The organism is Vibrio sp. S9_S30 (genome assembly GCF_014694455.1).
In the GTDB taxonomy this organism is placed as follows: domain Bacteria; phylum Pseudomonadota; class Gammaproteobacteria; order Enterobacterales; family Vibrionaceae; genus Vibrio.
The window spans coordinates 24,394-48,818 of record NZ_JAAUWT010000010.1 but is presented as its reverse complement, the minus strand read 5'-3'; the positions used below and the strand labels follow the sequence as shown (position 1 = coordinate 48,818).

Here is a 24,425-nt window from a genome sequence, read left to right as displayed (position 1 = left end):
TGCCGCCTTAATTTTAATTTATTAAATTTTTGTGCTGAAAAAATAAAAACAACAGGAAAAGATTTTCTAAGAAAATGTGATGTGATTTCACTCTAAAATTTTATGTTGTCAATGTAAGTTGTTGAATTTTGGTTGTTTACGAATTTTTATTTTTATTTTTTTAGTCATTTGACATGTAGCGGATTCTTCTGCAATCTTAACATCGAAATTTAGAGGAGTTGTGCCTTAAGCAAATGCTCGAGAATCGACTCTAATAAAACTAAATAAGGGAACCGAAAAGGAATTCCCAGCTAAGAAAAGGCAGTGGATTATTATGAAAAAGACTCTAGTAGCTCTAGCAGTTATGGCGGTTGCAGGTTCTGCAAACGCATCTATCGAACTTTACAACAAAGATGGCGTTACAGCTAACCTTAAAGGCGACATCGAAGTTCGTTACAAGAAAGACACTAAGAAAGATTCTGAGCTAACTCAAACTGTTGATGATGCGGATTTCGCATTTGACCTACGTTACGCTCTAAACGATGACCTTCAAGTAGGCGGCTTCTTCGAAGTACAAGATACTGGTACAGATATTGGTGATGCTTACATTGGTTTCTACTCTGCATCTATGGGTGACATCGTATTTGGTCGCACAGCAACGATTCTTGATGACCTTGGTATCGGTAACGATTACCTATTCGGTATCAAGTCTGCTGTAGATTCAGCAAACTTCAGCGGCTCTGAAGTTGTAAAATACAACCTAGACAAAGGTAAATTTTACGGCGGTATCGCTTTCATGCAAAACAAGTCAGGTCACGGAACTCCAAGCGCTGACAATGACGGCGGTAAAATGGCCGACAAAGACAGTACCCACATCGATGCTAAACTAGGTGCGCGTTTTGGCGATGCTGATGTTGCGGTATTCTTTGGTCAGTCAAAAGGACTAGGTTCTTACGACAAGACAACTAAAGTTGCTTCTGTAAGTGCTGACTCTACTCTTAAGACTGTAGCAGTTGAAGGTGCTTATACTATCGACGCACTGAAGCTTGAAGCTATGTATGCGCAATTTAAAGTTGAAGACAAAGTACGTATCATCGGTGCTGCTGCAACTTACACAGTTGACGCTTGGACTTTCTCTGGCGGTATCTCGAACTCTAAAGCAGACGGCGAAGATGCTCAAAATGATGCATATGTAAACGCTGGTTACGCTCTGACTTCTAACGTAACAGCTTACGCAGAACTTGGTCACACTTCTGCTGACAACACTGAGACTGGCTACGGCTTCGGTGTTAAAGCGTCATTCTAATTCGCTTTAAAGTATTGTATAAAAGCCACCTTAGGGTGGCTTTTTTATTATGGAGGATTCATGAAGTTTAGGAATACGTTTATCGTTCCTTTGACAATGTGCTTTTCTACTTTTTTAAGTGCAGCGCAGTTAGAGCTAAAATCAGGTGTCGACCTTTTGGTATTGAATGGTATGGAGAGTTCAGAGTTTGAAGAAGGCTTCAAGCTATCTGAAGGGACCAATCAGGCTGTAGTTAAAATGTCCAAATCTTTTGGGACGGGTGGAAGTAAGGATATTTTTACCTCCAACCCATATATTGTGTCTTTCCAATCAAGTGGTAAAGACATTACGATTGCACATCCTAAAGTTTATAGTGTTCAGCATGCTCGTAATACTTTTAATAAGAACCCGGAATGGCTTGTGTATGAAGATGGTGATCTAATTGAAAGTCAGTCTGTTTTTTTAGAAGGGAAAGGGGGCTTTGTTCCTTATTGGGATGTGAAAGCACTAGTTCGCGATTATAATGAGAAGCAGGGCATTTCATTTTCAGCGGCACCTTTAGCAGTAGCTGCGACCGCAAAAGCAGCTCCAGTCGCTAAGCCTCAAAAATCGGTTGCTAAAGTGGCTCAAGGTGAAAAAACTCAGACGTTAGAGCAATTGCAAGCTTGGTACTTGAAAGCGTCCAAAGAGGAGCGTAAGGCTTTTCGTAAATGGATGATCGACCAAGAATAAAGAATTATATAGTTGAGAGCGGCAATTGCCGCTTTCTTGCTTTTTAATTCTTTCAATTAACTCAATAAGTTATACTATTTCTTATCCAAAACTGAGGTTAATGAAAGTCTCTTGATTGTGTTCTTAATTTGGATAAGTGGTTGGTCATGTCAGTCAGTTTTCCTGCAATTACATGTATAACTTCCCCTTCTCGTTCTAGAATCCCTTTTACCTTTAGAATCTTTGCCGTAAGGTAAGCTTGCTTTTGGGCTCTTGCTGTTGCTCCCCATACAACGACATTCACGTTTCCAGTGTCGTCCTCTAACGTAAAAAAGGTGACTCCGGCGGCTGTGCCGGGAGATTGTCTGCCTGTCACTAAGCCAATCACAGTAATCAGAGACTTATGCGGTTTATTAGAAAGATCTTGCATACGCGTGAATTTCGGCAGTATACCTGCGTTGCTTAACAACGTGACAGGGTGCTTGTTTAAAGAAAGCCCTGTAGCGGCGTAGTCTTCTGTTAAGGTACTGAAATCGTCAGGCTGATAAAAGTAGCGACTATCTTGCTCTTTCTGTGAATGAAACAAGGGGAGGTCATCAGCATCATCCATTATCTTCCAACGTGCGGAGAAACGATTACCAGCAAATGCTTTTAGTGCATCTGCAGAGGCGAGAGTTTCTAAATCTTTACGTTCGATTCCTATACTTTTCAAATCTGAAGTGTGTTGATAACCTGAATGAGGGCGGCGGTGAGTGATTCTTTCTGCAGTTTCTTTTTTTAATCCTTTGACTAGCCTCATCCCTAATCGAATATGAAAACTATCGTTATTTCTTACTACTAAATGATCGTAGTCTGAGTGATTCACACAAATTGGTTTTACATTAATCCCATGCCTTCGAGCATCTTGGACTAGCTGAGAGACACTGTAAAACCCCATAGGGTGGCTGTTCATTAGTGCTGTATAAAAAGCTTCGGGGTAGTAATATTTAAGCCAAGATGAGACGTACGCAAGGACTGCGAAAGAAGCAGAGTGGCTTTCAGGAAAACCATACTCACCAAATCCACATATTTGGTCAAAGAGTCTTTTCGCGAACTCTTCTTGGTAACCTCTCTCTAGCATGCCATTAATGAGTTTGGAGCGGAACTGCATCAATTGACCACTCTTTTTCCACGACGCCATTGCTCGTCGAAGTTTGTCGGCTTCTCCTCCGGAAAAACCGGCTGCAACCATCGCAAGTTTGATCACTTGTTCCTGAAATATGGGTACCCCCATTGTTCTTGATAGAACATCTTTGACGGCTTCCGATGGGTAGGTGACGTCTTCAATGCCATTACGTCGTTTGAGGAATGGATGAACCATGTCGCCTTGTATTGGACCTGGGCGGACGATGGCGATTTGAATGACTAAGTCGTAATAGTTCTTGGGGCGTAATCTAGGCAGCATACTCATTTGAGCGCGAGATTCTATCTGAAACACACCGATGGTATCGGCCTTTTGAATCATGCCATACACGTTTGGATCATCTTGCTGTCGAGTAATATCCGCGATGCTTAATTCAATATTATGGAAAGATTGGATGGTCTTGAAGCACTTGCGAATTGCCGTCAGCATCCCTAACGCTAATATGTCTACTTTGAGTAGCCCCAAACTTTCGAGATCATCTTTGTCCCATTGAATAACAGTGCGTTCGTCCATAGCTGCATTTTCAACAGGAACCAGCTCATATAAAGGACCTGATGAAATGACAAAACCACCGACATGTTGAGAAAGGTGGCGCGGAAACCCGAGTATTTCATTGACCAATTGAATGAAAAGCTGTCCTTGATAAGCGTTAGGGTCGAGACCCAACTCGACTATTTGTGCTTGCCAATTCAATGCTTTATCTCGCCTATTTACATTTTTGATAAAGAACTCGAGTTGTTCTTCTGAAATCGCTAAAGCTTTGCCCACTTCTCTTACCGCGCTTTTAAACCGGTAGGTGATGACGGTGGCAGAGAGTGCTGCACGGCTGCGACCATATTTCTGATAGATGTATTGAATGACTTCTTCGCGTCGTTCATGTTCAAAATCGACATCGATATCGGGTGGTTCATTCCGTTCTTTACTGATGAATCGTTCAAAAAGTACGGATATTTGGCGAGGGTCGACGGCTGTGATTTCTAGACAGTAACAAACAACAGAATTGGCAGCAGATCCTCTACCTTGGTAGAGAATTTTCTTGCGCTTGGCGAACATGACAATGTCATAGATGGTCAGAAAGTAAAATGGGTAATTTAACTCTTCAATTAAAGCCAACTCTTTATCGATAAGCTTTTGTATCTCAGGTGGTACACCTTGAGGAAAGCGGCGTTTGCTGCCTGCTTTTACCTGCTCTTTTAAGTAAGCCATTGCCGTGTAGCCATTTGGAACCAGCTCGCTTGGGTACTCGTATTTCAGTGAGCCTAAGTCGAAACGACAGCGCGCGCGAATACGTTCGGTTTCTGTGTACCATTCTTTCTTGAATACCCTTTGAAGCTTTTCTTTTGAGCGAAGTGAATGCTCACCATTGCTTTTCAGTAACCGACCTGCTTTGCTGACGCTCGTACCATGTTTAATCGCAGTTAAAGTATGCTGTAGAGGAAGCCTAGCCGTATTATGCATGAGGACGCCACCACAAGCCGTGATTGGTATATGGTATAAAGCACTAAGATGCTCACAGTGCCGTATAAACGCATGATCATCATGCTGAAGGTGACGTTGCAGGCCAATCCATAACCTATGAGAATGGTATTTGGTTAACCATTTCGCCCAGTGAAAGTCACCATCTTCGTGGGTCGGTAGCCAGATAATCAAACAATGTTTTGCCGACATAATGTCCCATTCGGACAAAGTGTATTCCCCTTTAGGGCTGCGTCTTCGTGCATTGGTTATAATTCGGCATAATTCACCATACCCTTGCCTATTTGTGGCCAGTAGAATGATTTCAAGCTCACCCCCCATTCGAAATAATGAACCAACAATGAGTTTTAGTTGTAACTCTTGGACTTGTATCGCCTTATAAGCCCGCACCACACCAGCAACGGAGCACTCATCAGTAATAGCCATTCCTGAATATTGTAAGAAATCAGCTTGAACGACTAACTCTTCTGGGTGAGAAGCGCCTTCTAAGAAAGAGAAATTAGTTTGGCAAAATAACTCGGTGTAGCCCATAAAAACCTAACTGAATATTCCGTGCAGAAACCATTGTTTCTTTGGTGTTCTGAATACCCAAAGCCAGCGACCATCATGACTGTGAGCAATAAAGTAATCTCTGATTACAGGGTGATTATCCCACCAGCCTGTAGCCACTCTTTCCGGTCCTTGTGTGATGGATACTTCCTCTGTCAGGCGTTCAGGATGCGGGAGGAGAATACTCGGTCTAAGTTTAGGCTTGAATAAAGGGTCATCCAGTTGTTCAGAGAGGGGAGAAGAGTATATATTGGCAACTTCGGGTCGAGGATCTGGAATAACACTAGGTCGGCTCACGGCTTCTTTGCCTAATTTCGCTTCCAATACGGACATGAGTTCTAGTGCCGTTGTCTTACCTTTCTGACCTGTAAATAGGTCGGTGTTGAAGCTGGCTTGCTGCTCAACTCGTTTAGTGCCCAAGCTTATTGCTATTACGGGAGAACTAATTGAAATAGACTCTAAGGTAAGTTTGGATAAGTTTATCCAGCGAACAGCTAGATACTCCCCTTGTGCTGAACTTATTGTAAAGCTGACATACTGTTTATTCCTAAGACGTAAAATAACGTCAATGTCATGAGCAACTTGATCACGTAATTTCAGAAAATGTTCCAATTTTTTCAGTAATTTACTTAGTGGTTTTTCGAGGTATTGAACATTTTCTATCTCATAGAATAGATCGAGAGAATATTTAAAGGTTTGTTGTGGATGATAGAAATCAACAGGATGCTTAAACCTGCCTGTTACTTTTCCTATATAGTTAATAAGATCTATATCAAAACGCTTAGCAATATCGGCCATAGGTACGGCTAATAGATCAGAGAAAGTCTCAATACCTACACGGGAAAGTTTTTCTACTGTTTGGTGAGGCAGTCCACTAACCGATAAAGGTAACGCATAAAGTTTCTTTTTTAAGAATTGTTTATTATCTGTAATTAAATGTATTTTCTGTTGAGAAAGTATTTGTGCTGAAAGTGGGGAAAATCCTGTTGAATAATCATAGCGTATATTAAAGTATTGCAAGTGAGATTGAATGGTTGACCAGTAATGTTCAATATTAGAATACAGTGAGAGCATATCGCTGATTTTCAAAAGAATGCCATTAGGTTCAAACAATGTGATGTCTGAGGTGATTAAGTAAAGCCATCGTGCTATTTCCCGTAATTTTGTTTGTTCAATATTGGCGTCGTATGAATGAATTTGTAAATCGTGGCAGAGTGATGCTGCTGTTCCAAGGTTCATACCGAGTTTTAGTCCAGCGGCATAACCGCAAGGTGTAAGTTGTACGATTAGGTTTTCGTTATTAACGATAGCAATATGACCATCATAAGCTGAGCCACAAAATGAAGCATCAAGCTGTAGATGAGTAAAATTCAGATAAAGCCACAACATCGTTTATCTTCGCTTAAGAAGAGGAAAGGGCACAACGATATTATTTGTAGGAGCTTTAGTTAAATTCATCCAGTGACGAGACATGTCTAAACATAAGGTTGTTCTCCCTAACCTTCCTTTACGTTTATTGATTGTAATCTTTAAGCCAGTTGAATGAGCTTCAAGGTTTAAACTGAGAGAGACGGGCAGAGGAAAGGTTTGTTTCTGTGGTTTGAAGATAACGAGTGAGCAATGACCCGTTTCACTTGCCATTTGTAACCGCTTTACTTGATGTATTTCTAATGTGTCACACCAGAGTAATACATGAGAACAGGCTCCGCTTTTCAAGGATTGCTCGGTAGCCCATAAAGCTTCTTTGCCGTTCTTTGGGGAAACAACAATAATCTTATCAAGTTTATAGCCTTGCGTTACGAAAAACTCACCGCATATCTTTCCAGGAGGATGAATAAAGACCCTGAGTCTGTCGTCTGTAATGTTGCTTAAAAATGCATCTAACAGTCGTAACTCACCGATACCAGTAAACGTATTGATTTCGATAACCCCTTTATTTGGAAAGCCACCGCCTAATTTGTTATCTAGCTCGGTATAGCCTGAAGGAACAACATTTGCTTGGTGTAGTGTCTTTGTCCCGTTCCATAGTAAGTTTTTTTGTTTTAGTGCCTTTATTATCTCATGCATCTTCATAAGCCTGTATAAATGTACAGTATTTATAGTATATGCATTCGGAAAGGAGCGGCAAGGATTTTCTGAATTGGTTGAATCGATAGGAGAGAAAATACAAATAAATCAAAAGGGTATGGTTTAAGTGTATTATTGGAAAAAGAATATAATTAGAGTGAGCTTAGATGAATATATTTTAAATAAAATGGTTTGAATGGTTATCAATAATATAAAAATATGTTGTGAGGGGATGGTGGGTGTAATGCAAAGAGTGGCATTAAAAAAGCCGAAATCTATATAAATTTCGGCTCAATATATGAAACACTGGTGTGTAGAATCAAGGGACATGCCCAGTGTTACAATAAATTTTGTAACAAACTGAAAGCTAGATTAGAAAATCATCCAGATCTTTACCTGAATCCAATTGTGCTTGAATTGCAGAAGGAGTACGACCTTGACCTGTCCAAGTCTTTTCTACACCATCAATCGTGTATTTATATTTTGCTGGGCGAGGATCACGCTTTTTCTTCGCTTTAGATTTTGTTTCTCCGGATAGCGCTGCAATAAGGTCATCTACATCGATTCCATCTTTAGCGATCATATTTGCGTATTCAGCTAATTTAGCTTCGCGCTCGGCTTTTTCTGCTAATTCTGCAGCTTCAACTTCGCGACGTTCATTAACAACGGTAGTTAATTTATCCAGCGCTTCTTCCAAGTGCTCAAGCGGTAGATCACGAGCAAATGCTCGTAGACTGCGAATATTAAGCAGGGTTTTTGCAATATCTGACATGTTCAGTCCCATTCTTATTTTAGTAAACGTACACAATAATAACAGTGTAAATCGAGAATACAATATAATTTTATTTCAAATATATCGAAATTCAAATACACATTTCTAAAAATATATTTAATTACTTATTTAGCAGGATAGAATACGTCAATATTTAATGCGCTAAATGTCAGAAAAGTGTAAGTATATGGTATATAGACACGCAGTCTAGTCGAAAGTTTCATCAAGACGGTTGAAAATTAAAATTATATGTTGCAAAACGCTTTTGTATCCGTAGAATTACTCGAACCTGATTTGGGTGGTGGTTTTTTAATCAATACAGCACCCAAGGTAGAGGCGCAGTAACGATCAGTATGTTTCAAGAGAGTGATACCGAAGAGGGAAACAGAAAGGCGTTATTGCCGAAGTATTGAAAGCCATCACGCTTCAATGCTGGGGTTATATCCGAATAGGTATAACACTGCCATAGTCTATATTGTTGTTAAACTATGGAGCGCTACTGTGGGGTTGGGTGAAGTGTTCACTTCCCTTTCGCTTGTTCAACTTAAGGTATATATAATACCAACTGCAGTAGATCTCTAACCAAATATTGGTTTCTGAAGATCATGAATTTATTAGATTTTGCATCATCTCCCCTTTCGTTGTTGCCACCGCTTGTTGCTTTAGGGCTGGCTATTATTACCCGCCGAGTTCTTATCTCATTAGGTATGGGCATTTTGCTTGGTGGTTTACTGATCACTGACTATTCAATTACTGATTCAATTAAATATATATGGGATAAAGTATATAGCGTAGTTATTGAAACTAATGAAGTTACTGTTGATGGTGTAAAAGCAGAAGAAAGCAGCCTTAATAGCTGGAATATGAGTATTGTTGCTTTTCTTTTATTATTAGGAATGACAACAGCTTTGCTGACATTGTCTGGCGGTACTCGAGCATTTGCGGAATGGGCACAAAGCCGAGTAAAAAGTAAGCGTGGCTCAAAGTTACTTGCTGCATTTTTAGGTGTTTTTATTTTTGTTGATGACTACTTTAATAGCTTAGCCGTCGGAGCTATATCTCGCCCAGTGACCGACCGATTTTATGTATCGCGTTCTAAACTTGCTTATATTCTAGACTCTACTGCAGCACCGATGTGTGTGTTAATGCCAGTGTCTAGTTGGGGCGCATATATAATGACCATTATCGGTGGTATTTTAGTCACTCACGGGCTAACGGGGTATTCTTCTGCGTTGAGTGCTTATGTCAATATGGTTCCAATGAATTTTTATGCGGTATTTGCATTGCTGATGGTGTTTGCTGTGGTGTGGTTCCAGTTAGACGTTGGACCGATGCGTAAAAAAGAAATTGAAGCTTCTCAAGGAATGGGATTTGATGACGTTAATAATCAATCTAGCTATGAATTAAGTGAAGACCTTGATATTAGCGAAAGTGAAAAGGGCAGAGTTGCTGATTTAATTATGCCAATTGTTGCTTTAATTTTAGCGACAATATTCTTTATGTTATACACTGGAGCAGAATCACTTGCCGAATCAGGTAAAGGATTTGATCTGTTAGGTGCGTTTGAAAATACCGATGTGGGTACATCTTTATGCTACGGCGGTCTCATTGGTTTAGTGACAGCACTGATTACGGTTTTCCGACAGAAAATTGAGTTCTCTCAAATTGTTCGAACTTTATGGGTCGGTGCGGGTTCAATGTTCGGTGCAATATTAATTTTGTTTTTTGCATGGACAATTGGTTCAGTCATAGGCGACTTGAAAACAGGAACTTACCTTTCATCCTTAGTTCAAGGAAACATCAGTGCTCATTGGCTGCCAGTTATTTTATTCTTACTATCTGGTTTGATGGCATTCTCGACGGGGACCTCTTGGGGAACATTTGGCATTATGTTACCTATCGCGGGTGATATGGCTGGTGCGACCGATTTAGCGTTGATGCTTCCTATGTTGAGTGCGGTTTTAGCGGGTTCTGTATTTGGAGATCACTGTTCCCCCATTTCTGATACGACGATATTGTCTTCGACAGGTGCCCGTTGTAATCACATTGACCACGTTGCAACGCAATTGCCTTATGCACTATCCATTGCGCTGGTATCTTGTGTTGGGTTTATTGTTTTAGGAATGACATCATCCATTTTATTCTCATTCGCAGCCGCGAGTGTGACATTTGTTGTGGTGTGCGGTGCTTTGAGTGTCGCTTCCAAACGTAGACAAAGTCCCATTAAGGTATAAGCGATAAACGTTATGCAATGAGCAGGTGAAAGCCTGCTCTTTTCCTTTCTACCGCGTTGTCGTTTATTAACCAACTGGATGCATTTGTTTCACCGTTTCTAAGGGCAAGCAAAAAAGTATGATTATCGAGAAGGTCATTTTTTTTGAATAGAGTCTTGCAAATCCATTTGAGCTTAGTTAGTGTGGAGTTAACTCAAGGAGAAACTAACTATGCGTAAAAGTGTAATGAACATTCATCATCATCATCCTGATTAGTCTTTCGGGAGGTTTACGCATACCCGAGAGGCTCAGAACTCTCGGTGGTTGAATCAGAAAATACAGATTTAAACCCTCGGGAGAGAAAATTCCCGAGGGTTTTTTCATTTTTAACGGCTTATAAAATATTAAATATTCACTAAATTTCGCATAGGGACATCGTAATGCAAACACAACGCCTAAGAATTGCCATTCAAAAAAAAGGACGCTTGAGTAAAGAGTGTCTAGACCTACTTAAAAAATGTGGTGCTAAGTTCAACATTATGGGGGAAAGACTTGTCGTTCACTCCGAAAATATGCCTATCGATCTTCTGCTTGTGCGAGACGACGATATTCCTGGTCTTATTATGGACGGCGTTGTTGACTTAGGTTTCATTGGCGAAAATGAATTGGAAGAAGTACGTTTAGACAGAAAAGCACTAGGAGAACCATGCGAATTTGTCCCGCTTCGTCGTTTAGATTTTGGTGGTTGTCGCTTATCCATCGCTATTGATAAAGATGAAGAATATAAAGGACCTCAAGACCTTGCCGGTAGACGCATTGCAACAACGTACCCTCAACTACTTAAAAGCTACATGGATGAACAAGGTGTTGAGTTCAGTGCCTGTGTATTAACGGGTTCTGTTGAAGTTGCGCCGCGAGCAGGGCTGTCTGATGCGATTGCTGACCTTGTTTCGACAGGTGCGACACTTGAAGCAAATGGCCTTAAAGAAGTGGAAGTTATCTTCAAATCTAAGGCGACTCTGATTCAACGCAAAGGTGAGTTTGATACTGACAAAACCGCTCTGATCGAAAAGTTATTGACGCGTATGCAAGGGGTTCTACAAGCCAAAGAGTCGAAGTACATCATGCTACACGCTCCGACCGATAAGCTAGAGCAAGTCAAAGCTTTACTTCCAGGCGCTGAAGATCCAACTGTGCTTCCGTTGTCCGCTGAGAAAAACCGCGTTGCCGTACATCTTGTCAGCACCGAAAATCTTTTCTGGGAAACGATGGAGCAATTGAAAGCACTTGGCGCAAGCTCAATTCTGGTACTGCCAATTGAAAAAATGATGGAGTAATGGGATGAGAACCGTAGTTTGGCAATCCTTAAGTGAAGAGCAGCAAGACGCTGTTTTAGAGCGCCCTGCCATAACGGCAGGAGCGAATATTACCGCTGCTGTTTCTGATGTGATCAAAAAAGTACGAACAGATGGCGATGCAGCATTGATCGAATTGACTGAAAAATTCGATGGTGTGACTCCGGCTTCCGTTCGAGTGTCTAAGCAGGACATTCAGGCAGCGTCAAGTCGTCTATCTAGTGAAATGAAACAAGCTCTAGAGCAAGCGTATGCTAACATCGCTATGTTTCATAAAGCTCAAAAATCCCAGCCGATTAAAGTAGAGACTCAGCCAGGCGTCGTTTGTGAACAAGTGACTCGCCCAATTAATACCGTTGGGTTATACATTCCAGGCGGCAGTGCGCCTTTACCCTCTACTGTGCTTATGTTAGGTGTGCCTGCCCAAATTGCAGGGTGTCGTAAAGTCGTATTGTGCTCACCCCCTCCGATTGCGGATGAAATTCTTTATGTCGCGCAACTGTGTAATATCGACGAAGTCTATAATGTGGGCGGTGGTCAAGCGATCGCCGCAATGGCATATGGCACCGATTCTGTAAGTAAGGTCGACAAGATTTTCGGACCAGGTAATGCGTACGTAACAGAAGCAAAGCGTCAGGTAAGCAACGATTTTCGTGGTGCGGCTATCGACATGCCAGCAGGTCCGTCAGAAGTGCTTGTTATCGCCGATGACACCGCAGAACCAGAGTTTATCGCCGCCGATTTACTGAGCCAAGCTGAACACGGACCAGACTCTCAAGTGGTGCTGGTAACGCCTTCTCCCGTCATTGCCGACAAAGTCACGGATGCCGTTCAGCGTCAGCTAAAGGCGCTATCTCGTGCGGACATTGCAGAGCAAGCTTTGGGCTCAAGTTTGATTGTAATAGCAGATTCTCTAACGCAATGTGTCTCTATTTCGAACTTTTATGGTCCTGAACATCTGATTGTTCAAACCAAAAAACCTCGTGAACTGCTTCCTCTGCTCGATAATGCAGGCTCTATTTTTCTGGGTGACTGGTCGCCAGAGTCCGCTGGTGACTATGCCTCAGGTACCAACCACGTGCTTCCGACTTATGGATACACTCGCACCTATTCAAGCTTGGGTTTAGCCGACTTTTCCAAGCGCATGACCGTACAAGAGTTAACATCGGATGGGTTGAAAATTTTGGCCCCAACCGTTGTCACGATGGCGGAGGCCGAAGGGCTTGACGCACACAAACGTGCCGTCACCATTCGCATAGAAAAATTGCAAGAAGGAGAGTTGTGATGGAAAAGCTGGCTCGTAAGCAGGTTCAAACGTTAACGCCTTATCTTTCTGCCCGTAAAATTGGCGGCTCGGGAGATGTATGGCTCAATGCTAATGAATCGCCTTTCGATAATGAATACAAAACGGATTTTGCGCGCTTAAATCGCTATAGCGAATGTCAACCCAAAGATCTGATTGACGCGTATGCCGCTTATGCCGGTGTTAAGCCGGAGCAAACCTTAACATCGCGCGGCGCAGATGAAGGCATTGAACTATTGATTCGTGCTTTCTGTGAACCAAATGAAGATGCCATTCTTTACTGCCCACCCACATACGGTATGTATGCCATTAGCGCAGAAACCTTTGGTGTTGAGAGAAAAGCGGTCCCATTAACACAGGATTGGCAGTTGGATCTGAACGGGATTGAAGACAATTTAGCGAATGTGAAGCTGGTTTTCGTATGCAGCCCTAACAACCCAACGGGGAATCTAGTCAAACGTGAAGACATTGTTTCTTTGCTTGAAATGACAAAAGATCGCGCCATCGTCGTGATGGATGAAGCGTATATTGATTTCTGCCCAGAAGCTTCAACGTCGGATCTCTTAGCGCAGTATCCTAATCTTGCCATTTTACGTACGCTTTCTAAAGCGTTTGCGTTGGCAGGGCTACGCTGTGGATTCACATTGGCAAATGAAGAATTGATCAATGTGCTGTTGAAAGTCATCGCACCTTATCCCGTCCCCATTCCGGTCGCAGAGATTGCCATTCAAGCGCTTTCTGAGGCTGGGTTAGCCAGAATGAAATTCCAATCGTTAGATTTGAACGCAAACCGAGCCTACCTTCAAGTCGGACTTAGCATGTTGGAAGGGGTGGAGGTTTTTGAAGGATGGGGGAACTACCTGCTCGTTAAATTTGAAGATGGTGAAGCCATATTCAAAGCTGCGTGGGACAGTGGAATCATTTTGCGAAATTCGCCCATTGAAAACTGCGTACGCATCAGTGTTGGAAATCGTGAAGAATGTGAAAAAGTTGTCGCTTTTATTCGCAATCAGTTAGCTAAAAATGTCGCTTAAAGAAGGGAAGTCGTCGTGAGCAAGCAGCAAAAAATTCTATTTATTGATCGTGATGGTACGTTGATTGTTGAACCACCCGTCGATTTTCAGGTGGATCGTCTCGATAAATTAAAATTCGAACCGTACGTGATTCCTAGCCTACTGGCATTGCAAGAGGCGGGTTATCGATTGGTTATGGTGACGAACCAAGATGGGCTCGGTACAGACAGCTACCCTCAAGAAGATTTCGACGCTCCACATAATATGATGATGGAAATGTTTGAATCGCAGGGGGTGAAATTTGACGACGTTCTGATATGCCCGCACTTTGAAGAAGACAAGTGTTCTTGCCGAAAACCACAATTGGGTATGGTGAAAGAGTATCTTCAAGGTGGCAAAGTGGACTTTCGAAGTTCAGTGGTGATAGGCGACCGCGAAACGGATCTTCAATTAGCCGAGAACATGGCGATTAGAGGAATTCAATACAACCCAGACACCATGGGTTGGAAGCAGATTGTCAAAGACCTGACCGTAAAAGCGCGCATTGCTGAAGTCGTTCGTACTACCAAAGAAACTGACATTAAGGTAAACGTGAACCTTGATGAGCAAGGTGGCAATGACATCAAAACCGGCCTAGGTTTCTTTGATCACATGCTTGACCAGATAGCAACGCACGGCGGATTCCAAATGAAGTGCAGTGTTGCAGGGGATTTGCACATTGATGATCACCACACCGTTGAAGACACGGCACTGGCATTGGGGCAAGCTCTGAAAGAAGCTTTAGGTGATAAGCGTGGTATTGGACGTTTTGGGTTCAGTTTGCCAATGGACGAATGTTTGGCTCAGTGTGCCCTCGATTTATCTGGCAGAGCCTACCTAGTCTTTGATGCAAAATTTAGCCGTGAAATGGTGGGTGACTTTTCAACAGAAATGGCGGAACATTTTTTCCGATCAATCGCGGATTCAATGGCGTGTACCTTGCACCTATCTTCTACAGGTGACAACGACCACCATATTGTAGAAAGCTTATTCAAATCATTTGGTCGCACACTTCGCCAAGCCATCAAAGTAGAAGGCAACGAATTACCAAGCAGCAAAGGCATGCTTTAAAGGGGAACCGACACGTGACAGAACAAAAAGTTGTCATTATTGATACCGGATGCGCCAATGTGTCCTCTGTGAAGTTTGCGATTGAACGCTTGGGCTATGAGGTCGTCATTTCTAAAGACCCTGATGTGGTACTCGCGGCAGATAAGCTGTTTTTGCCCGGTGTTGGAACCGCAAGTGAGGCAATGAAAAACCTGAGAGAGCGAGATCTGATTGATCTTGTTAAGAAAGTTGAGAAACCTTTGCTCGGTATTTGTTTAGGTATGCAGCTACTAGGAAAAGCCTCTCAAGAGAAAGGACAAAAAGCCAATGAGTGGGTGGAATGTCTAGGATTGTGTGATGGGGAAGTCACCTTAATGGAAACCGGCGATTTACCTTTGCCACATATGGGGTGGAATACGGTTTCAGCCAAAACTGGGCACCCGTTATTTAAGGGGATTGAGGAAGGTGAGTATTTCTATTTCGTACACAGCTTTGCTATGCCAGTGGGTGACTATACGATTGCCAACTGTGATTATGGAAGGCCGTTCACCGCAGCGGTTCAAAGTGGTAACTATTATGGTGTGCAATTTCACCCAGAACGTTCTTCTCAAGCCGGCTCTAAGCTCATTGAAAACTTTCTGAATTTATAAGGGAACTATAAGTGATTATTCCAGCTCTCGATTTAATTGAAGGTCAGGTCGTTCGTCTTTATCAAGGGGATTACGGTCAAGTAACCGAATACAAAGTGGATCCGGTTGAACAGTTCAATTTATACCATCAAGCGGGCGCGAATTGGCTGCATCTGGTCGATCTGACTGGTGCTAAAGATACGACGGCACGCCAGCTTGATTTGATCGCCAAACTGCTGGCGAGTACGCCAGCCAACATTCAAATTGGCGGTGGGGTAAGAAGCGAACAAGACGTGGTCAGCTTACTGGAAGCCGGAGCCCAACGTGTGGTTGTGGGCTCTACTGCCGTGAAGCAACCTGAACTTGTCAAAGGTTGGATGGAGAAGTACGGCGCAGAGAAACTGGTATTAGCCCTCGACATCAATATTGACGAGAGCGGTGTGCGCAAAGTTGCTATTTCTGGTTGGCAAGAAGATTCTGGCGTCACTATTGAAGCGCTTATTGAAGATTATCTAATGGTCGGCTTAACGCACGTACTTTGCACCGATATTTCCCGTGATGGGACATTGGCGGGCTCGAACGTCGAGCTTTATGTCGATTTATGTAAACAGTACCCGCAAGTACAGTTTCAATCGTCTGGTGGTATTGGCTCATTGGCTGATATTGAAGCGTTAAAAGGAAGTGGTGTCGCTGGTGTTATTGTTGGGCGTGCTTTGTTAGACGGTAAATTTACAGCTGAGGAGGCCTTTTCATGTTGGCAAAGCGAATAATCCCGTGCCTTGATGTCCGTGATGGTCAAGTGGTGAAAGGGGTCCAATTCCGAAATCACGAGATCATTGGTGATATCGTGCCCCTTGCTCAGCGATACGCTCAAGAGGGTGCTGATGAGTTGGTCTTTTATGATATTACGGCATCGAGTGATGGTCGTGTGGTTGATAAAAGCTGGGTTGCCCGCGTAGCGGAAGTGATTGATATTCCATTTTGTGTGGCGGGGGGCATTAAGTCTACAGAAGATGCCGCGCGAATTTTAGAGTTTGGTGCAGATAAGGTGTCCATCAACTCACCAGCGCTTGCCAACCCAGAGTTGATCACAGACTTGGCGGATAAATTTGGTGTTCAGTGCATCGTTGTCGGTATCGATTCCTACTACGATAAAGAGACTGGTAAATATCAGGTGTATCAGTTCACAGGCGATGAAGCACGCACAAAAGCAACGCAGTGGGAAACTCGAGATTGGGTTCAAGAAGTCCAAAAACGTGGTGCGGGTGAAATCGTCTTGAACATGATGAATCAAGATGGCGTGAGAAATGGGTATGACATCGAACAATTGAATATGGTTCGAAAAGTCTGCAACGTCCCATTGATTGCATCTGGTGGTGCTGGTGCCATGGAGCACTTTGCCGAGGCATATCAAGCGACAAACGTGGATGGAGCTCTAGCGGCTTCGGTTTTCCACAAGCAAGTCATCAATATCGGTGAGCTGAAAAAATATTTGAAAGAAGTAGGTGTAGAGGTGCGATTATGAGTTTTGAATCCGCGGAAGTCAATGCACTGTCTGAGCGCATCGATTGGGACAAGGTTGAAGGTTTAGTTCCAGCCATCGTACAAGATTTTCAGTCTAGCCAAGTCTTAATGATGGGGTACATGAATCAAGACGCGTTGGCTAAAACAGGAGAAACGGGGCAAGTCACTTTTTTCTCAAGAACGAAAGAACGTTTGTGGACTAAGGGTGAAACGTCGGGTAACGTTCTCGCATTGAAAAACATCTCATTAGATTGCGATAACGATACTTTGCTTGTAAAGGTTGAGCCTGTTGGACCCACCTGCCATAAAGGCACAACAACGTGTTGGGATTGCGACCCCCAAGAAGAGTCTCAAATGGTATGGCTTCATCAGCTTGAGCAGTTATTGGCTGCCCGCAAGAACGCCGATCCAGACTCTTCCTACACTGCCAGCTTATATACCCGTGGCACCAAGCGTATTTCGCAAAAAGTGGGCGAAGAAGGGGTTGAAGTTGCGCTTGCGGCGACGTCGGGCGACAAGGCGGAGCTAGTTTGTGAGTCTGCCGACCTGATTTATCACTTGCTGGTGTTACTGCAAGATCAAGGGCTATCAATGAACGACGTTATCAATAAACTGAAAGAGCGCCATAAATAGTCTTTTAATTTACTGTTTATAGAAGCCTCTTCATTCAGAGGCTTCTTTCATCCTTGTTTTTTGTCTACTGTACCGTGTTAGCTAGCCGCAACATTTTTTGAATTTTTTACCACTGCCACAAATGCATGGGTCGTTTCGTCCAACTTTCAAGTTGGTCACTGGCTGACTTAGCCTAGGATCTTCCATGGGTTGTGTTTCTTCTGGAAAGATCCCATCAATGTAATACCACACGCCATTTTCCCGCAGGAATCGAGATCGCTCCCCTAAGCAATACTGCTTGTTATCCTCATTGAAGTAGGCTTTAAACTCAACATAACCTTCATCGGCATGGCTTCCGCTTTCGGTGTTGATCACATCTAGTTTACACCAGTCGCTGTTCACGGATCTGGCAATGTCTTCCCTTTGCTCATTGGCCTTTTTTGATGGATGGTAGGTGTTAACAACGAAGTCCACCAGTCCTTTAACGTGTGCGCTATAGCGAGCACGCATCAACATCTCGGGCTGAGCAGCAGCAGCGTGATTTAAGTGCACGATTTCACAGCAATCTTGATAAGGTTGGGGGTTTCCACATGGGCAATGAGACATAGAATTTCTACCAGACAAAGCATCGTAAGCTAAACCAAAGTGTGTCTTCAATTTAGCCTGAGTTTAAATTTATTTCAGGGTAGGAGGCTACCACGCTTTAAAAGTGAAAGGTAGAGAGCAATAAGAGGCAAACAGACGTTAATCTACATCCATTAACTCTTGTGACCAACTGATCGCTTCGCGGTAACAATCAGCAACACAACCCTCACTTAATTCAAGAACGCCTCGCTTGGATATAGCCGTTTCCCAATCAGCACGTTCAAAGGCTTTAACCAGTGAGTAAATGTCTCCCAACACACCGCTTTGGTTTAGCAGAGCATCTTTAACCTTGTTATCAACAGGTATGGATTGGAGAATTTCTTCCATGGGTTGATCTAATAAAGAATCCAGCAAAGACAACATGCCAGTGAGAAAAGCGAGACCTTTATTCGTCTTATTTTGGCAGTGAGATGCCAACAATTCGCAGAACCTAGCTCGGGTTATCGACAAGGTATAAAGCGTACTGGGCTTACCTTCATTCGTGATTGAAACGGCAACCAAAGAGACAAATTTCCTTAGTTTATTTTCACCCAAATAAACCAGAGCTTGTTTGAATGACTTGATTTCATTCGAAATACTAGAAGAGGAGTTGACATAACGTAGAAGCTTGTACGAGAGAGAGACATCCGTTGCGACCAAGCGTTCAATCTCGTCATAATTGATTTGGTTGCTAGAGATTTCTTTGCACAACTGAACAACAGTGAGCAGTGAAGGCTCAATAGCACGATGCTGTATCATTTCAGGTTTAGCAAAAAAGTACCCTTGGAATAAAGTAAACCCAGCCTCTTTTGCTTGTTGGAACTCTTCATACGTTTCTACTTTCTCTGCCAAAAATTGGATATTTGTGCTCTTAAGTTTTGAAATGAAGTAGGCTGCTTTGCTGATAGGGACTGTGCGAATATCAAATTTGATGATACATATCAAAGGCAAGAAACGCTTCCATTCTGGGCTTGGAATAAAGTCATCCAGAGCTATCTTGTAGCCAAGTAAGTATAAGTCTTCAAGCGCTTTATAAAGCTCATCTGTCGGTTCACAGTTTTCCAGTACTTCAATAATAATCGAGTTACGTGGAAACAGAGCAGGTATTTGATTGATCAAACTGTCATAAGGGAAATTGACAAACCCTTTTTTTGAACCCAAATTGTTTTGATTTGGGCTCAAAAACTGATCGCTGAATAACCGCTTTGTTGCCAGTTCGGGTTCAATGTCTGGAAACGTATTATTCGGACCATCACGAAATAGCAGCTCATAACCCATAGTCTGGAGAGCAAGGTCAAATATGGGTTGTCGCGCAACATAAGAGTATTTCAATGGTATTGCTCGCGTCTAGTTATTGGAGTGGTGCTGCATAGTAATCAGACGAAAAGATTTATCTATATCTAGCTCAATCGCCCGTTACACTGTGTTACGTTAGATGGGGTGCTTTATCTATTTAAGTGGAAAAGGAATTATTTAAGTGGAAAAGTAATTCGTTTACCCCCAGTTTCATTATAGGCTAATACGTAGCCTTCCTTATACCAATCTCCCAATACCACTCTTTTACCATGGGTATTCATGAGCTCAACATGGTGTTCATCCGGCCTATGCGTGTGTCCATGAATCATCAGAGAAACACCATGCAAATCCATGATTCGTTTCACTTCAGGCTCTGTAACATCCATGATCTCCAAAGCTTTTGCTTTCTTGTTGCTTCGGGTTTTATTTTGAATATTCTTGACGATTTTCTTTCGCAGGAACAGTGGTACACACAAGAACCATTTTTGCAGCCATCGTTGGTGAACGGTTTTTCTAAATTCTTGGTACTTAACATCGTCAAGGCACAATGTATCGCCATGAAGAAGCAGTGTCGGTGTTCCATAAAGGTCTATTTTTACTTCTTCAGGCAAAAGCTCAACACCGCTCTCTTTACTGAAACGGTGACTGATTAGAAAATCGCGGTTTCCGTGAATGAAATAACAACGCACGCCAGAATCAGTGAGCGATTTGAAGGCGTTTACAATAGATCGGCTAAAAGGGGAGTTATCATCATCACCTATCCAGAAATCAAACAGGTCACCTAATACATACAGCTTTTCAGCTTTCGCTGCGTGATGCTCAAGGAAATAAAAAAAGCCTTCTGTAATTTCAGGATGAGCAGGAGATAAATGCAGATCGGAAATAAAAAGAGTGGTCATAAGCCTTAGAAAAGGGAGCGAGAAGCTCCCTTGATTGATTATTCTTCGATGGTTGTGCCAGTGATAAGCACTTCCTCAAGAGGAACGTCTTGGTGCATTCCCATTGAACCAGTCGCAACGTCTTTAATTTTGTTTACAACGTCCATTCCGTCGATAACTTCACCAAATACACAGTAACCCCAGCCGTCTAGGCTTTCCGATTTAAAATCAAGGAAGGTATTGTCGTTAACGTTGATGAAGAATTGAGAGCTCGCCGAATGCGGTTCCATAGTACGAGCCATGGCAAGTGTGCCCACTTTGTTGCTCAAACCATTGTTCGCTTCATTTTTGATTGGCGCGCGGGATTCTTTCTCACGCAAACCTGAAGTCATGCCGCCGCCTTGGATCATGAATCCATCAATAACGCGGTGGAAAAGAGTGTTGTCATAAAAACCATCACGGCAGTACTGTAAAAAGTTAGCACTGGTTTCTGGTGCTTTTTCATCATTTAATTGGATCTTGATGTCACCAAAGTTGGTGTGAAGGGTGATCATGATAGCTTCCTTTAAAAATTAATTGGAATGGATACCGAATTCTAGCGTAACTTCAAATTTACACAAGCGGTACACTAAGGAACGTAGCATGAGTAAAACTTGTTCGATTAGAGCGAAATAACATTTTCAAAGGTGATTTCTGAAATTGAGCTATTACTTAACTTCAGCTGTCTTGTTATACTCATGCGTCCTAAAAACCACCAATTGATAAATAGAGATCATGTTAAAGATATTCAACTCACTCACACGACAAAAAGAGGAATTTAAACCCATTCATGCTGGAAAAGTTGGCATGTATGTTTGTGGAGTAACTATCTATGATCTCTGTCATATCGGGCATGGTCGTACGTTCGTTTCCTTTGATGTTGTTTCACGCTATCTTCGTTACCTTGGCTACGATTTGACGTTTGTTCGCAATATCACCGATATTGATGACAAAATCATCAAACGAGCGGCAGAGAATGGTGAGACATGCGATGCCTTAACTGAGCGCTTAATCGGTGATATGCACGCCGACTTTGATGCATTGAATATGAAGCGCCCAGATGTTGAGCCAAGAGCCACTCAGTTTATTCAAGAAATCATTGAATTAGTCGAAACCTTAATAGAGCGTGGCTTTGCGTATGTTGCCGATAACGGTGATGTTATGTTTGAAGTGAAGAAATACGATGAATACGGAAAACTGTCTCGTCAGGATTTGGATCAACTTCAAGCGGGTGCCCGTGTTGATATTGAGCTGGCAAAACGCAGCCCATTAGATTTTGTACTTTGGAAAATGTCCAAACCGGGTGAACCAACGTGGGAATCGCCTTGGGGGCCAGGTCGTCCGGGGTGGCACATCGAATGTTCTGCAATGAACTCTTCTATTCTAGGCGATCATTTTGATATTCATGGTGGTGGTTCAGATTTGCAATTCCCGCACCATGAAAATGAAATTGCACAATCATGCTGTGCTCATGATACTCAGTATGTCAACACTTGGATGCACAGCGGTATGGTGATGGTCGATCGCGAAAAAATGTCTAAGTCACTAGGCAACTTTTTTACCATTCGCGATGTTTTGACTCATTATGATGCGGAAACGGTTCGCTATTTCTTAATGTCTGGTCATTATCGTAGCCAGCTAAACTACAGCGAAGAAAACCTAAACCAAGCTCGTGCTTCTCTTGAGCGTCTGTATACGTCTCTTCGTGGTTTGGATTTAACGGCGTCTCCAGCAGGTGGTGAAGAGTATGTGACTCGCTTTACTGAGTCTATGAATGATGATTTCAATACGCCTGAAGCGTATTCTGTGTTGTTTGATATGGCACGTGAAGTAAACCGCCTTAAAGGTGAAAATTTAGAAAAAGCCTCTGCACTGGGTGCACTGCTGCGTGAATTAGCCGATGTGATTGGGATTCTTCATCAAGAGCCAGAAGCGTTCTTACAAGGTGCGGCGTCGGGCAATGATGATGAAGTTGCTGAAATCGAGGCACTGATTAAGCTTCGTAACGACTCGCGAGCGGCAAAAGATTGGGCGAACGCGGATATGGCACGTGACAAGTTGACTGACATGGGCATCGTACTTGAAGATGGTCCTGAAGGGACAATCTGGCGTCGTAAATAAATAGTAACGATTTTATAAAGGGCTGAGGTTTCAGCCCTTTTTTCTGATTTATAATTTTGGAAACCTTCTGTGGCTCAAATGTATTTCTATTACTCGGCGATGAACGCGGGTAAATCGACAACGCTTCTTCAATCTTCATTTAATTATCAAGAGCGTGGTATGAATCCTTTGATTTACACTGCGGCACTCGATGATCGTTACGGGACGGGTAAAGTCAGTTCCAGAATTGGTCTGCAATCAGCAGCTCAATTGTTTAATGAGGAAACCGATCTCTACACAGAAATCTCACAACATAATGCAGAGAAAAAACGCCATTGTATTCTGGTTGATGAGTGTCAGTTTCTTTCACGTGATCAAGTGTATCAATTAACAGAAGTCGTCGATAAGTTAGGCATACCTGTCTTATGTTATGGCTTGCGGACCGATTTTCTGGGTGAGTTATTTGAAGGGAGTCGCTACTTACTTTCATGGGCAGACAAGCTGGTCGAGTTGAAAACCATTTGCCATTGTGGAAGAAAAGCCAACATGGTTATACGAACGGATGAGCAAGGCAACGCCATCGCTGAAGGCGATCAAGTGGCTATTGGTGGAAATGAGCGGTATGTCTCTGTTTGCCGTAAGCACTATAAAGAAGCGCTAGGAAAATAAAGAACAACGAATAAAGACCAAAAGAGCACCAGAAGGGGGCTCTTTTAGGTTATGAGGTATCGGTAGTTAGCTGCACCAATACAGGTTAACTTTACGTTATCTTTGCGAACCAAAAGTCTTCGCCGCATAGGCAACTCGCTCTTCAGGCTTAGGGTATTCAGCCGGTTCCCCCAAGCTTTCAATATGGCGAAGGCGTGGTAAAAGACCACAGCCATTGGCAATTTGTATTGCCAATCCAGGTCGAGCATTCAACTCCAACACCATAGGACCTTCTTCTCTGTCCAACACCATATCAGTGCCCATGTAACCCAACCCAGTCATTTCCCACGCGCTGGACGCTAATACCAGCAAACGCTCCCAATGAGGAACTTGCAGCAGAGAAAGATCTTTCCCTGTATCTGGGTGCACTTGGATCGGCTGGTCAAATTGTACTGCCCGTATTGCTTTTCCTGTCGCAATATCAATGCCTACGCCGACCGCACCTTGGTGTAAGTTCGCTTTTCCGTCGGAATCGGACGTTGATAATCGCATCATGGCCATCACTGGGTAGCCTTTGAACACAATAATACGGACGTCGGGTACGCCTTCGTAACTGAAACCTTCAAAGCAATCGTCAAACTTAATGAGGTTTTCCACTACCGCAACATCATTTTTACCACCAAGAGAAAACAAACCCGCGAGGGCGTTACTGATATGGCGCTCGACGTCTTCTTTATTGATGGCGGAACCTGACGGTTTAATGTACTCCCCATCTTTGTGGGAAGTGATCACCAAAATGCCTTTTCCGCCGCTGCCTTGCGCGGGTTTAATGACAAACCCAGGCCAGCCTTTTACCATTTTGTGAATAGACTTTACTTCCGCCTGATGACTGATAACACCAATTAACTTTGGTACTGCGGCACCAGCGCGTTCTGCGATGATTTTTGTTTTCAGTTTATCGTCAACCAACGGATACTTTGAACGATCGTTGTACCGTCCGATATAGCTATGATTACGCTGATTCATTCCCATTATCCCTTTGCTTTTCAGCTTAAAGGGGGAGGTGAACTTACTCCACAT

Annotated in this window: 22 protein-coding genes, 1 riboswitch and 1 other annotated feature; of the genes, 13 read left to right on the top strand and 9 right to left on the bottom strand. The window is 42.9% G+C overall.

Going from position 1 to position 24,425, the window contains the following annotated elements; translation table 11 throughout:
- Positions 1-313 precede the first annotated feature (313 nt).
- On the top strand, positions 314-1,285 hold the full coding sequence (locus HC752_RS13230) for a porin (protein WP_190335645.1): 972 nt from the start codon (positions 314-316) through the stop codon (positions 1,283-1,285).
- 60 nt (positions 1,286-1,345) lie between these two features.
- Positions 1,346-1,996: a YccT family protein gene (locus HC752_RS13225; RefSeq protein ID WP_190335644.1), complete on the top strand. Its 651-nt coding sequence runs from the start codon at positions 1,346-1,348 to the stop codon at positions 1,994-1,996.
- A gap of 97 nt (positions 1,997-2,093) precedes the next feature.
- Here HC752_RS13225 and HC752_RS13220 read toward each other — a convergent pair whose 3' ends face one another.
- The 4 genes from HC752_RS13220 to HC752_RS13205 all read right to left on the bottom strand — a co-directional run bounded on the left by HC752_RS13220 (position 2,094) and on the right by HC752_RS13205 (position 8,022).
- Complete coding sequence (locus HC752_RS13220) at positions 2,094-5,165, bottom strand: error-prone DNA polymerase (protein WP_190335643.1); 3,072 nt, start codon at positions 5,163-5,165, stop codon at positions 2,094-2,096.
- 6 nt (positions 5,166-5,171) lie between these two features.
- Complete coding sequence (locus HC752_RS13215) at positions 5,172-6,572, bottom strand: Y-family DNA polymerase (RefSeq protein ID WP_190335642.1); 1,401 nt, start codon at positions 6,570-6,572, stop codon at positions 5,172-5,174.
- 3 nt (positions 6,573-6,575) lie between these two features.
- Positions 6,576-7,250 (bottom strand): translesion DNA synthesis-associated protein ImuA, encoded by a 675-nt coding sequence (gene imuA / locus HC752_RS13210; protein WP_190335641.1) that lies wholly within the window; start codon positions 7,248-7,250, stop codon positions 6,576-6,578.
- A gap of 367 nt (positions 7,251-7,617) precedes the next feature.
- Positions 7,618-8,022 (bottom strand): H-NS family histone-like protein, encoded by a 405-nt coding sequence (locus HC752_RS13205; RefSeq protein ID WP_190335640.1) that lies wholly within the window; start codon positions 8,020-8,022, stop codon positions 7,618-7,620.
- Between the two features lie 323 nt (positions 8,023-8,345).
- Positions 8,346-8,529: riboswitch (Lysine riboswitch) on the top strand.
- Positions 8,530-8,627: 98 nt separating this feature from the next.
- Between HC752_RS13205 and HC752_RS13200 the strand changes: the two genes are divergently transcribed.
- From HC752_RS13200 to hisIE, 9 genes are all read left to right on the top strand, one after another.
- The gene (locus HC752_RS13200; protein ID WP_190335639.1) at positions 8,628-10,256 is read left to right on the top strand and encodes a Na+/H+ antiporter NhaC family protein; all 1,629 of its coding nucleotides are present in this window, start codon (positions 8,628-8,630) and stop codon (positions 10,254-10,256) included.
- A gap of 230 nt (positions 10,257-10,486) precedes the next feature.
- Positions 10,487-10,619 (top strand) — a sequence feature (His leader region).
- A gap of 56 nt (positions 10,620-10,675) precedes the next feature.
- Positions 10,676-11,572 (top strand): ATP phosphoribosyltransferase, encoded by an 897-nt coding sequence (hisG, locus tag HC752_RS13195; RefSeq protein WP_190335638.1) that lies wholly within the window; start codon positions 10,676-10,678, stop codon positions 11,570-11,572.
- Positions 11,573-11,576: 4 nt separating this feature from the next.
- A complete protein-coding gene (gene hisD, locus HC752_RS13190; protein ID WP_190335637.1) occupies positions 11,577-12,875 on the top strand; it encodes a histidinol dehydrogenase in 1,299 nt (432 codons plus the stop codon).
- Positions 12,875-13,927, top strand: a complete 1,053-nt coding sequence (hisC, locus tag HC752_RS13185; RefSeq protein ID WP_190335636.1) for a histidinol-phosphate transaminase — start codon at positions 12,875-12,877, stop codon at positions 13,925-13,927. Before hisD ends, hisC begins: the two co-directional genes overlap by 1 nt.
- Positions 13,928-13,942: 15 nt before the next feature.
- Positions 13,943-15,016: a bifunctional histidinol-phosphatase/imidazoleglycerol-phosphate dehydratase HisB gene (gene hisB, locus HC752_RS13180; RefSeq protein WP_190335635.1), complete on the top strand. Its 1,074-nt coding sequence runs from the start codon at positions 13,943-13,945 to the stop codon at positions 15,014-15,016.
- A gap of 14 nt (positions 15,017-15,030) precedes the next feature.
- On the top strand, positions 15,031-15,645 hold the full coding sequence (gene hisH / locus HC752_RS13175) for an imidazole glycerol phosphate synthase subunit HisH (protein WP_190335634.1): 615 nt from the start codon (positions 15,031-15,033) through the stop codon (positions 15,643-15,645).
- Between the two features lie 11 nt (positions 15,646-15,656).
- Complete coding sequence (gene hisA, locus HC752_RS13170) at positions 15,657-16,394, top strand: 1-(5-phosphoribosyl)-5-[(5-phosphoribosylamino)methylideneamino]imidazole-4-carboxamide isomerase (protein WP_190335633.1); 738 nt, start codon at positions 15,657-15,659, stop codon at positions 16,392-16,394.
- Positions 16,376-17,149, top strand: coding sequence for an imidazole glycerol phosphate synthase subunit HisF (hisF, locus tag HC752_RS13165; protein ID WP_190335632.1), 774 nt, complete (start codon positions 16,376-16,378; stop codon positions 17,147-17,149). Before hisA ends, hisF begins: the two co-directional genes overlap by 19 nt.
- Entirely contained in the window at positions 17,146-17,781 is a 636-nt protein-coding gene (hisIE, locus tag HC752_RS13160) for a bifunctional phosphoribosyl-AMP cyclohydrolase/phosphoribosyl-ATP diphosphatase HisIE (RefSeq protein WP_190335631.1), read from the top strand. The genes hisF and hisIE overlap by 4 nt, the downstream gene beginning before the upstream one ends.
- Positions 17,782-17,862: 81 nt before the next feature.
- On the opposite strand, the gene HC752_RS13155 is transcribed toward hisIE, so the two are convergent.
- The 4 genes from HC752_RS13155 to HC752_RS13140 form a co-directional block, all read right to left on the bottom strand.
- Entirely contained in the window at positions 17,863-18,366 is a 504-nt protein-coding gene (locus HC752_RS13155; protein WP_190335630.1) for a YchJ family protein, read from the bottom strand.
- 138 nt (positions 18,367-18,504) lie between these two features.
- Complete coding sequence (locus HC752_RS13150) at positions 18,505-19,716, bottom strand: EAL and HDOD domain-containing protein (RefSeq protein ID WP_190335629.1); 1,212 nt, start codon at positions 19,714-19,716, stop codon at positions 18,505-18,507.
- Between the two features lie 137 nt (positions 19,717-19,853).
- Entirely contained in the window at positions 19,854-20,579 is a 726-nt protein-coding gene (gene lpxH / locus HC752_RS13145; RefSeq protein ID WP_190335628.1) for a UDP-2,3-diacylglucosamine diphosphatase, read from the bottom strand.
- Positions 20,580-20,617: 38 nt separating this feature from the next.
- Positions 20,618-21,112 (bottom strand): peptidylprolyl isomerase, encoded by a 495-nt coding sequence (locus HC752_RS13140; RefSeq protein WP_190335627.1) that lies wholly within the window; start codon positions 21,110-21,112, stop codon positions 20,618-20,620.
- A gap of 220 nt (positions 21,113-21,332) precedes the next feature.
- Here HC752_RS13140 and cysS point away from each other — a divergent pair, with 220 nt between their 5' ends.
- Both cysS and HC752_RS13130 read left to right on the top strand, forming a co-directional pair.
- The gene (gene cysS / locus HC752_RS13135; RefSeq protein WP_190335626.1) at positions 21,333-22,718 is read left to right on the top strand and encodes a cysteine--tRNA ligase; all 1,386 of its coding nucleotides are present in this window, start codon (positions 21,333-21,335) and stop codon (positions 22,716-22,718) included.
- 69 nt (positions 22,719-22,787) lie between these two features.
- Positions 22,788-23,366 (top strand): thymidine kinase, encoded by a 579-nt coding sequence (locus HC752_RS13130; RefSeq protein WP_190335625.1) that lies wholly within the window; start codon positions 22,788-22,790, stop codon positions 23,364-23,366.
- A 96-nt stretch (positions 23,367-23,462) separates the two neighbouring features.
- On the opposite strand, the gene HC752_RS13125 is transcribed toward HC752_RS13130, so the two are convergent.
- Positions 23,463-24,425, bottom strand: coding sequence for an alpha-L-glutamate ligase-like protein (locus HC752_RS13125; protein WP_190335624.1), 963 nt, complete (start codon positions 24,423-24,425; stop codon positions 23,463-23,465).

Coding starts and splice junctions, on each gene's coding strand:
- HC752_RS13230 (WP_190335645.1), top strand. CDS start 314: ATGAAAAAGACTCTAGTAGCTCTAGCAGTTATGGCGGTTGCAGGTTCT.
- HC752_RS13225 (WP_190335644.1), top strand. CDS start 1,346: ATGAAGTTTAGGAATACGTTTATCGTTCCTTTGACAATGTGCTTTTCT.
- HC752_RS13220 (WP_190335643.1), bottom strand. CDS start 5,165: ATGGGCTACACCGAGTTATTTTGCCAAACTAATTTCTCTTTCTTAGAA.
- HC752_RS13215 (WP_190335642.1), bottom strand. CDS start 6,572: ATGTTGTGGCTTTATCTGAATTTTACTCATCTACAGCTTGATGCTTCA.
- imuA (WP_190335641.1), bottom strand. CDS start 7,250: ATGCATGAGATAATAAAGGCACTAAAACAAAAAAACTTACTATGGAAC.
- HC752_RS13205 (WP_190335640.1), bottom strand. CDS start 8,022: ATGTCAGATATTGCAAAAACCCTGCTTAATATTCGCAGTCTACGAGCA.
- HC752_RS13200 (WP_190335639.1), top strand. CDS start 8,628: ATGAATTTATTAGATTTTGCATCATCTCCCCTTTCGTTGTTGCCACCG.
- hisG (WP_190335638.1), top strand. CDS start 10,676: ATGCAAACACAACGCCTAAGAATTGCCATTCAAAAAAAAGGACGCTTG.
- hisD (WP_190335637.1), top strand. CDS start 11,577: ATGAGAACCGTAGTTTGGCAATCCTTAAGTGAAGAGCAGCAAGACGCT.
- hisC (WP_190335636.1), top strand. CDS start 12,875: ATGGAAAAGCTGGCTCGTAAGCAGGTTCAAACGTTAACGCCTTATCTT.
- hisF (WP_190335632.1), top strand. CDS start 16,376: ATGTTGGCAAAGCGAATAATCCCGTGCCTTGATGTCCGTGATGGTCAA.
- hisIE (WP_190335631.1), top strand. CDS start 17,146: ATGAGTTTTGAATCCGCGGAAGTCAATGCACTGTCTGAGCGCATCGAT.
- HC752_RS13155 (WP_190335630.1), bottom strand. CDS start 18,366: ATGTCTCATTGCCCATGTGGAAACCCCCAACCTTATCAAGATTGCTGT.
- lpxH (WP_190335628.1), bottom strand. CDS start 20,579: ATGACCACTCTTTTTATTTCCGATCTGCATTTATCTCCTGCTCATCCT.
- HC752_RS13140 (WP_190335627.1), bottom strand. CDS start 21,112: ATGATCACCCTTCACACCAACTTTGGTGACATCAAGATCCAATTAAAT.
- cysS (WP_190335626.1), top strand. CDS start 21,333: ATGTTAAAGATATTCAACTCACTCACACGACAAAAAGAGGAATTTAAA.
- HC752_RS13125 (WP_190335624.1), bottom strand. CDS start 24,425: ATGTGGAGTAAGTTCACCTCCCCCTTTAAGCTGAAAAGCAAAGGGATA.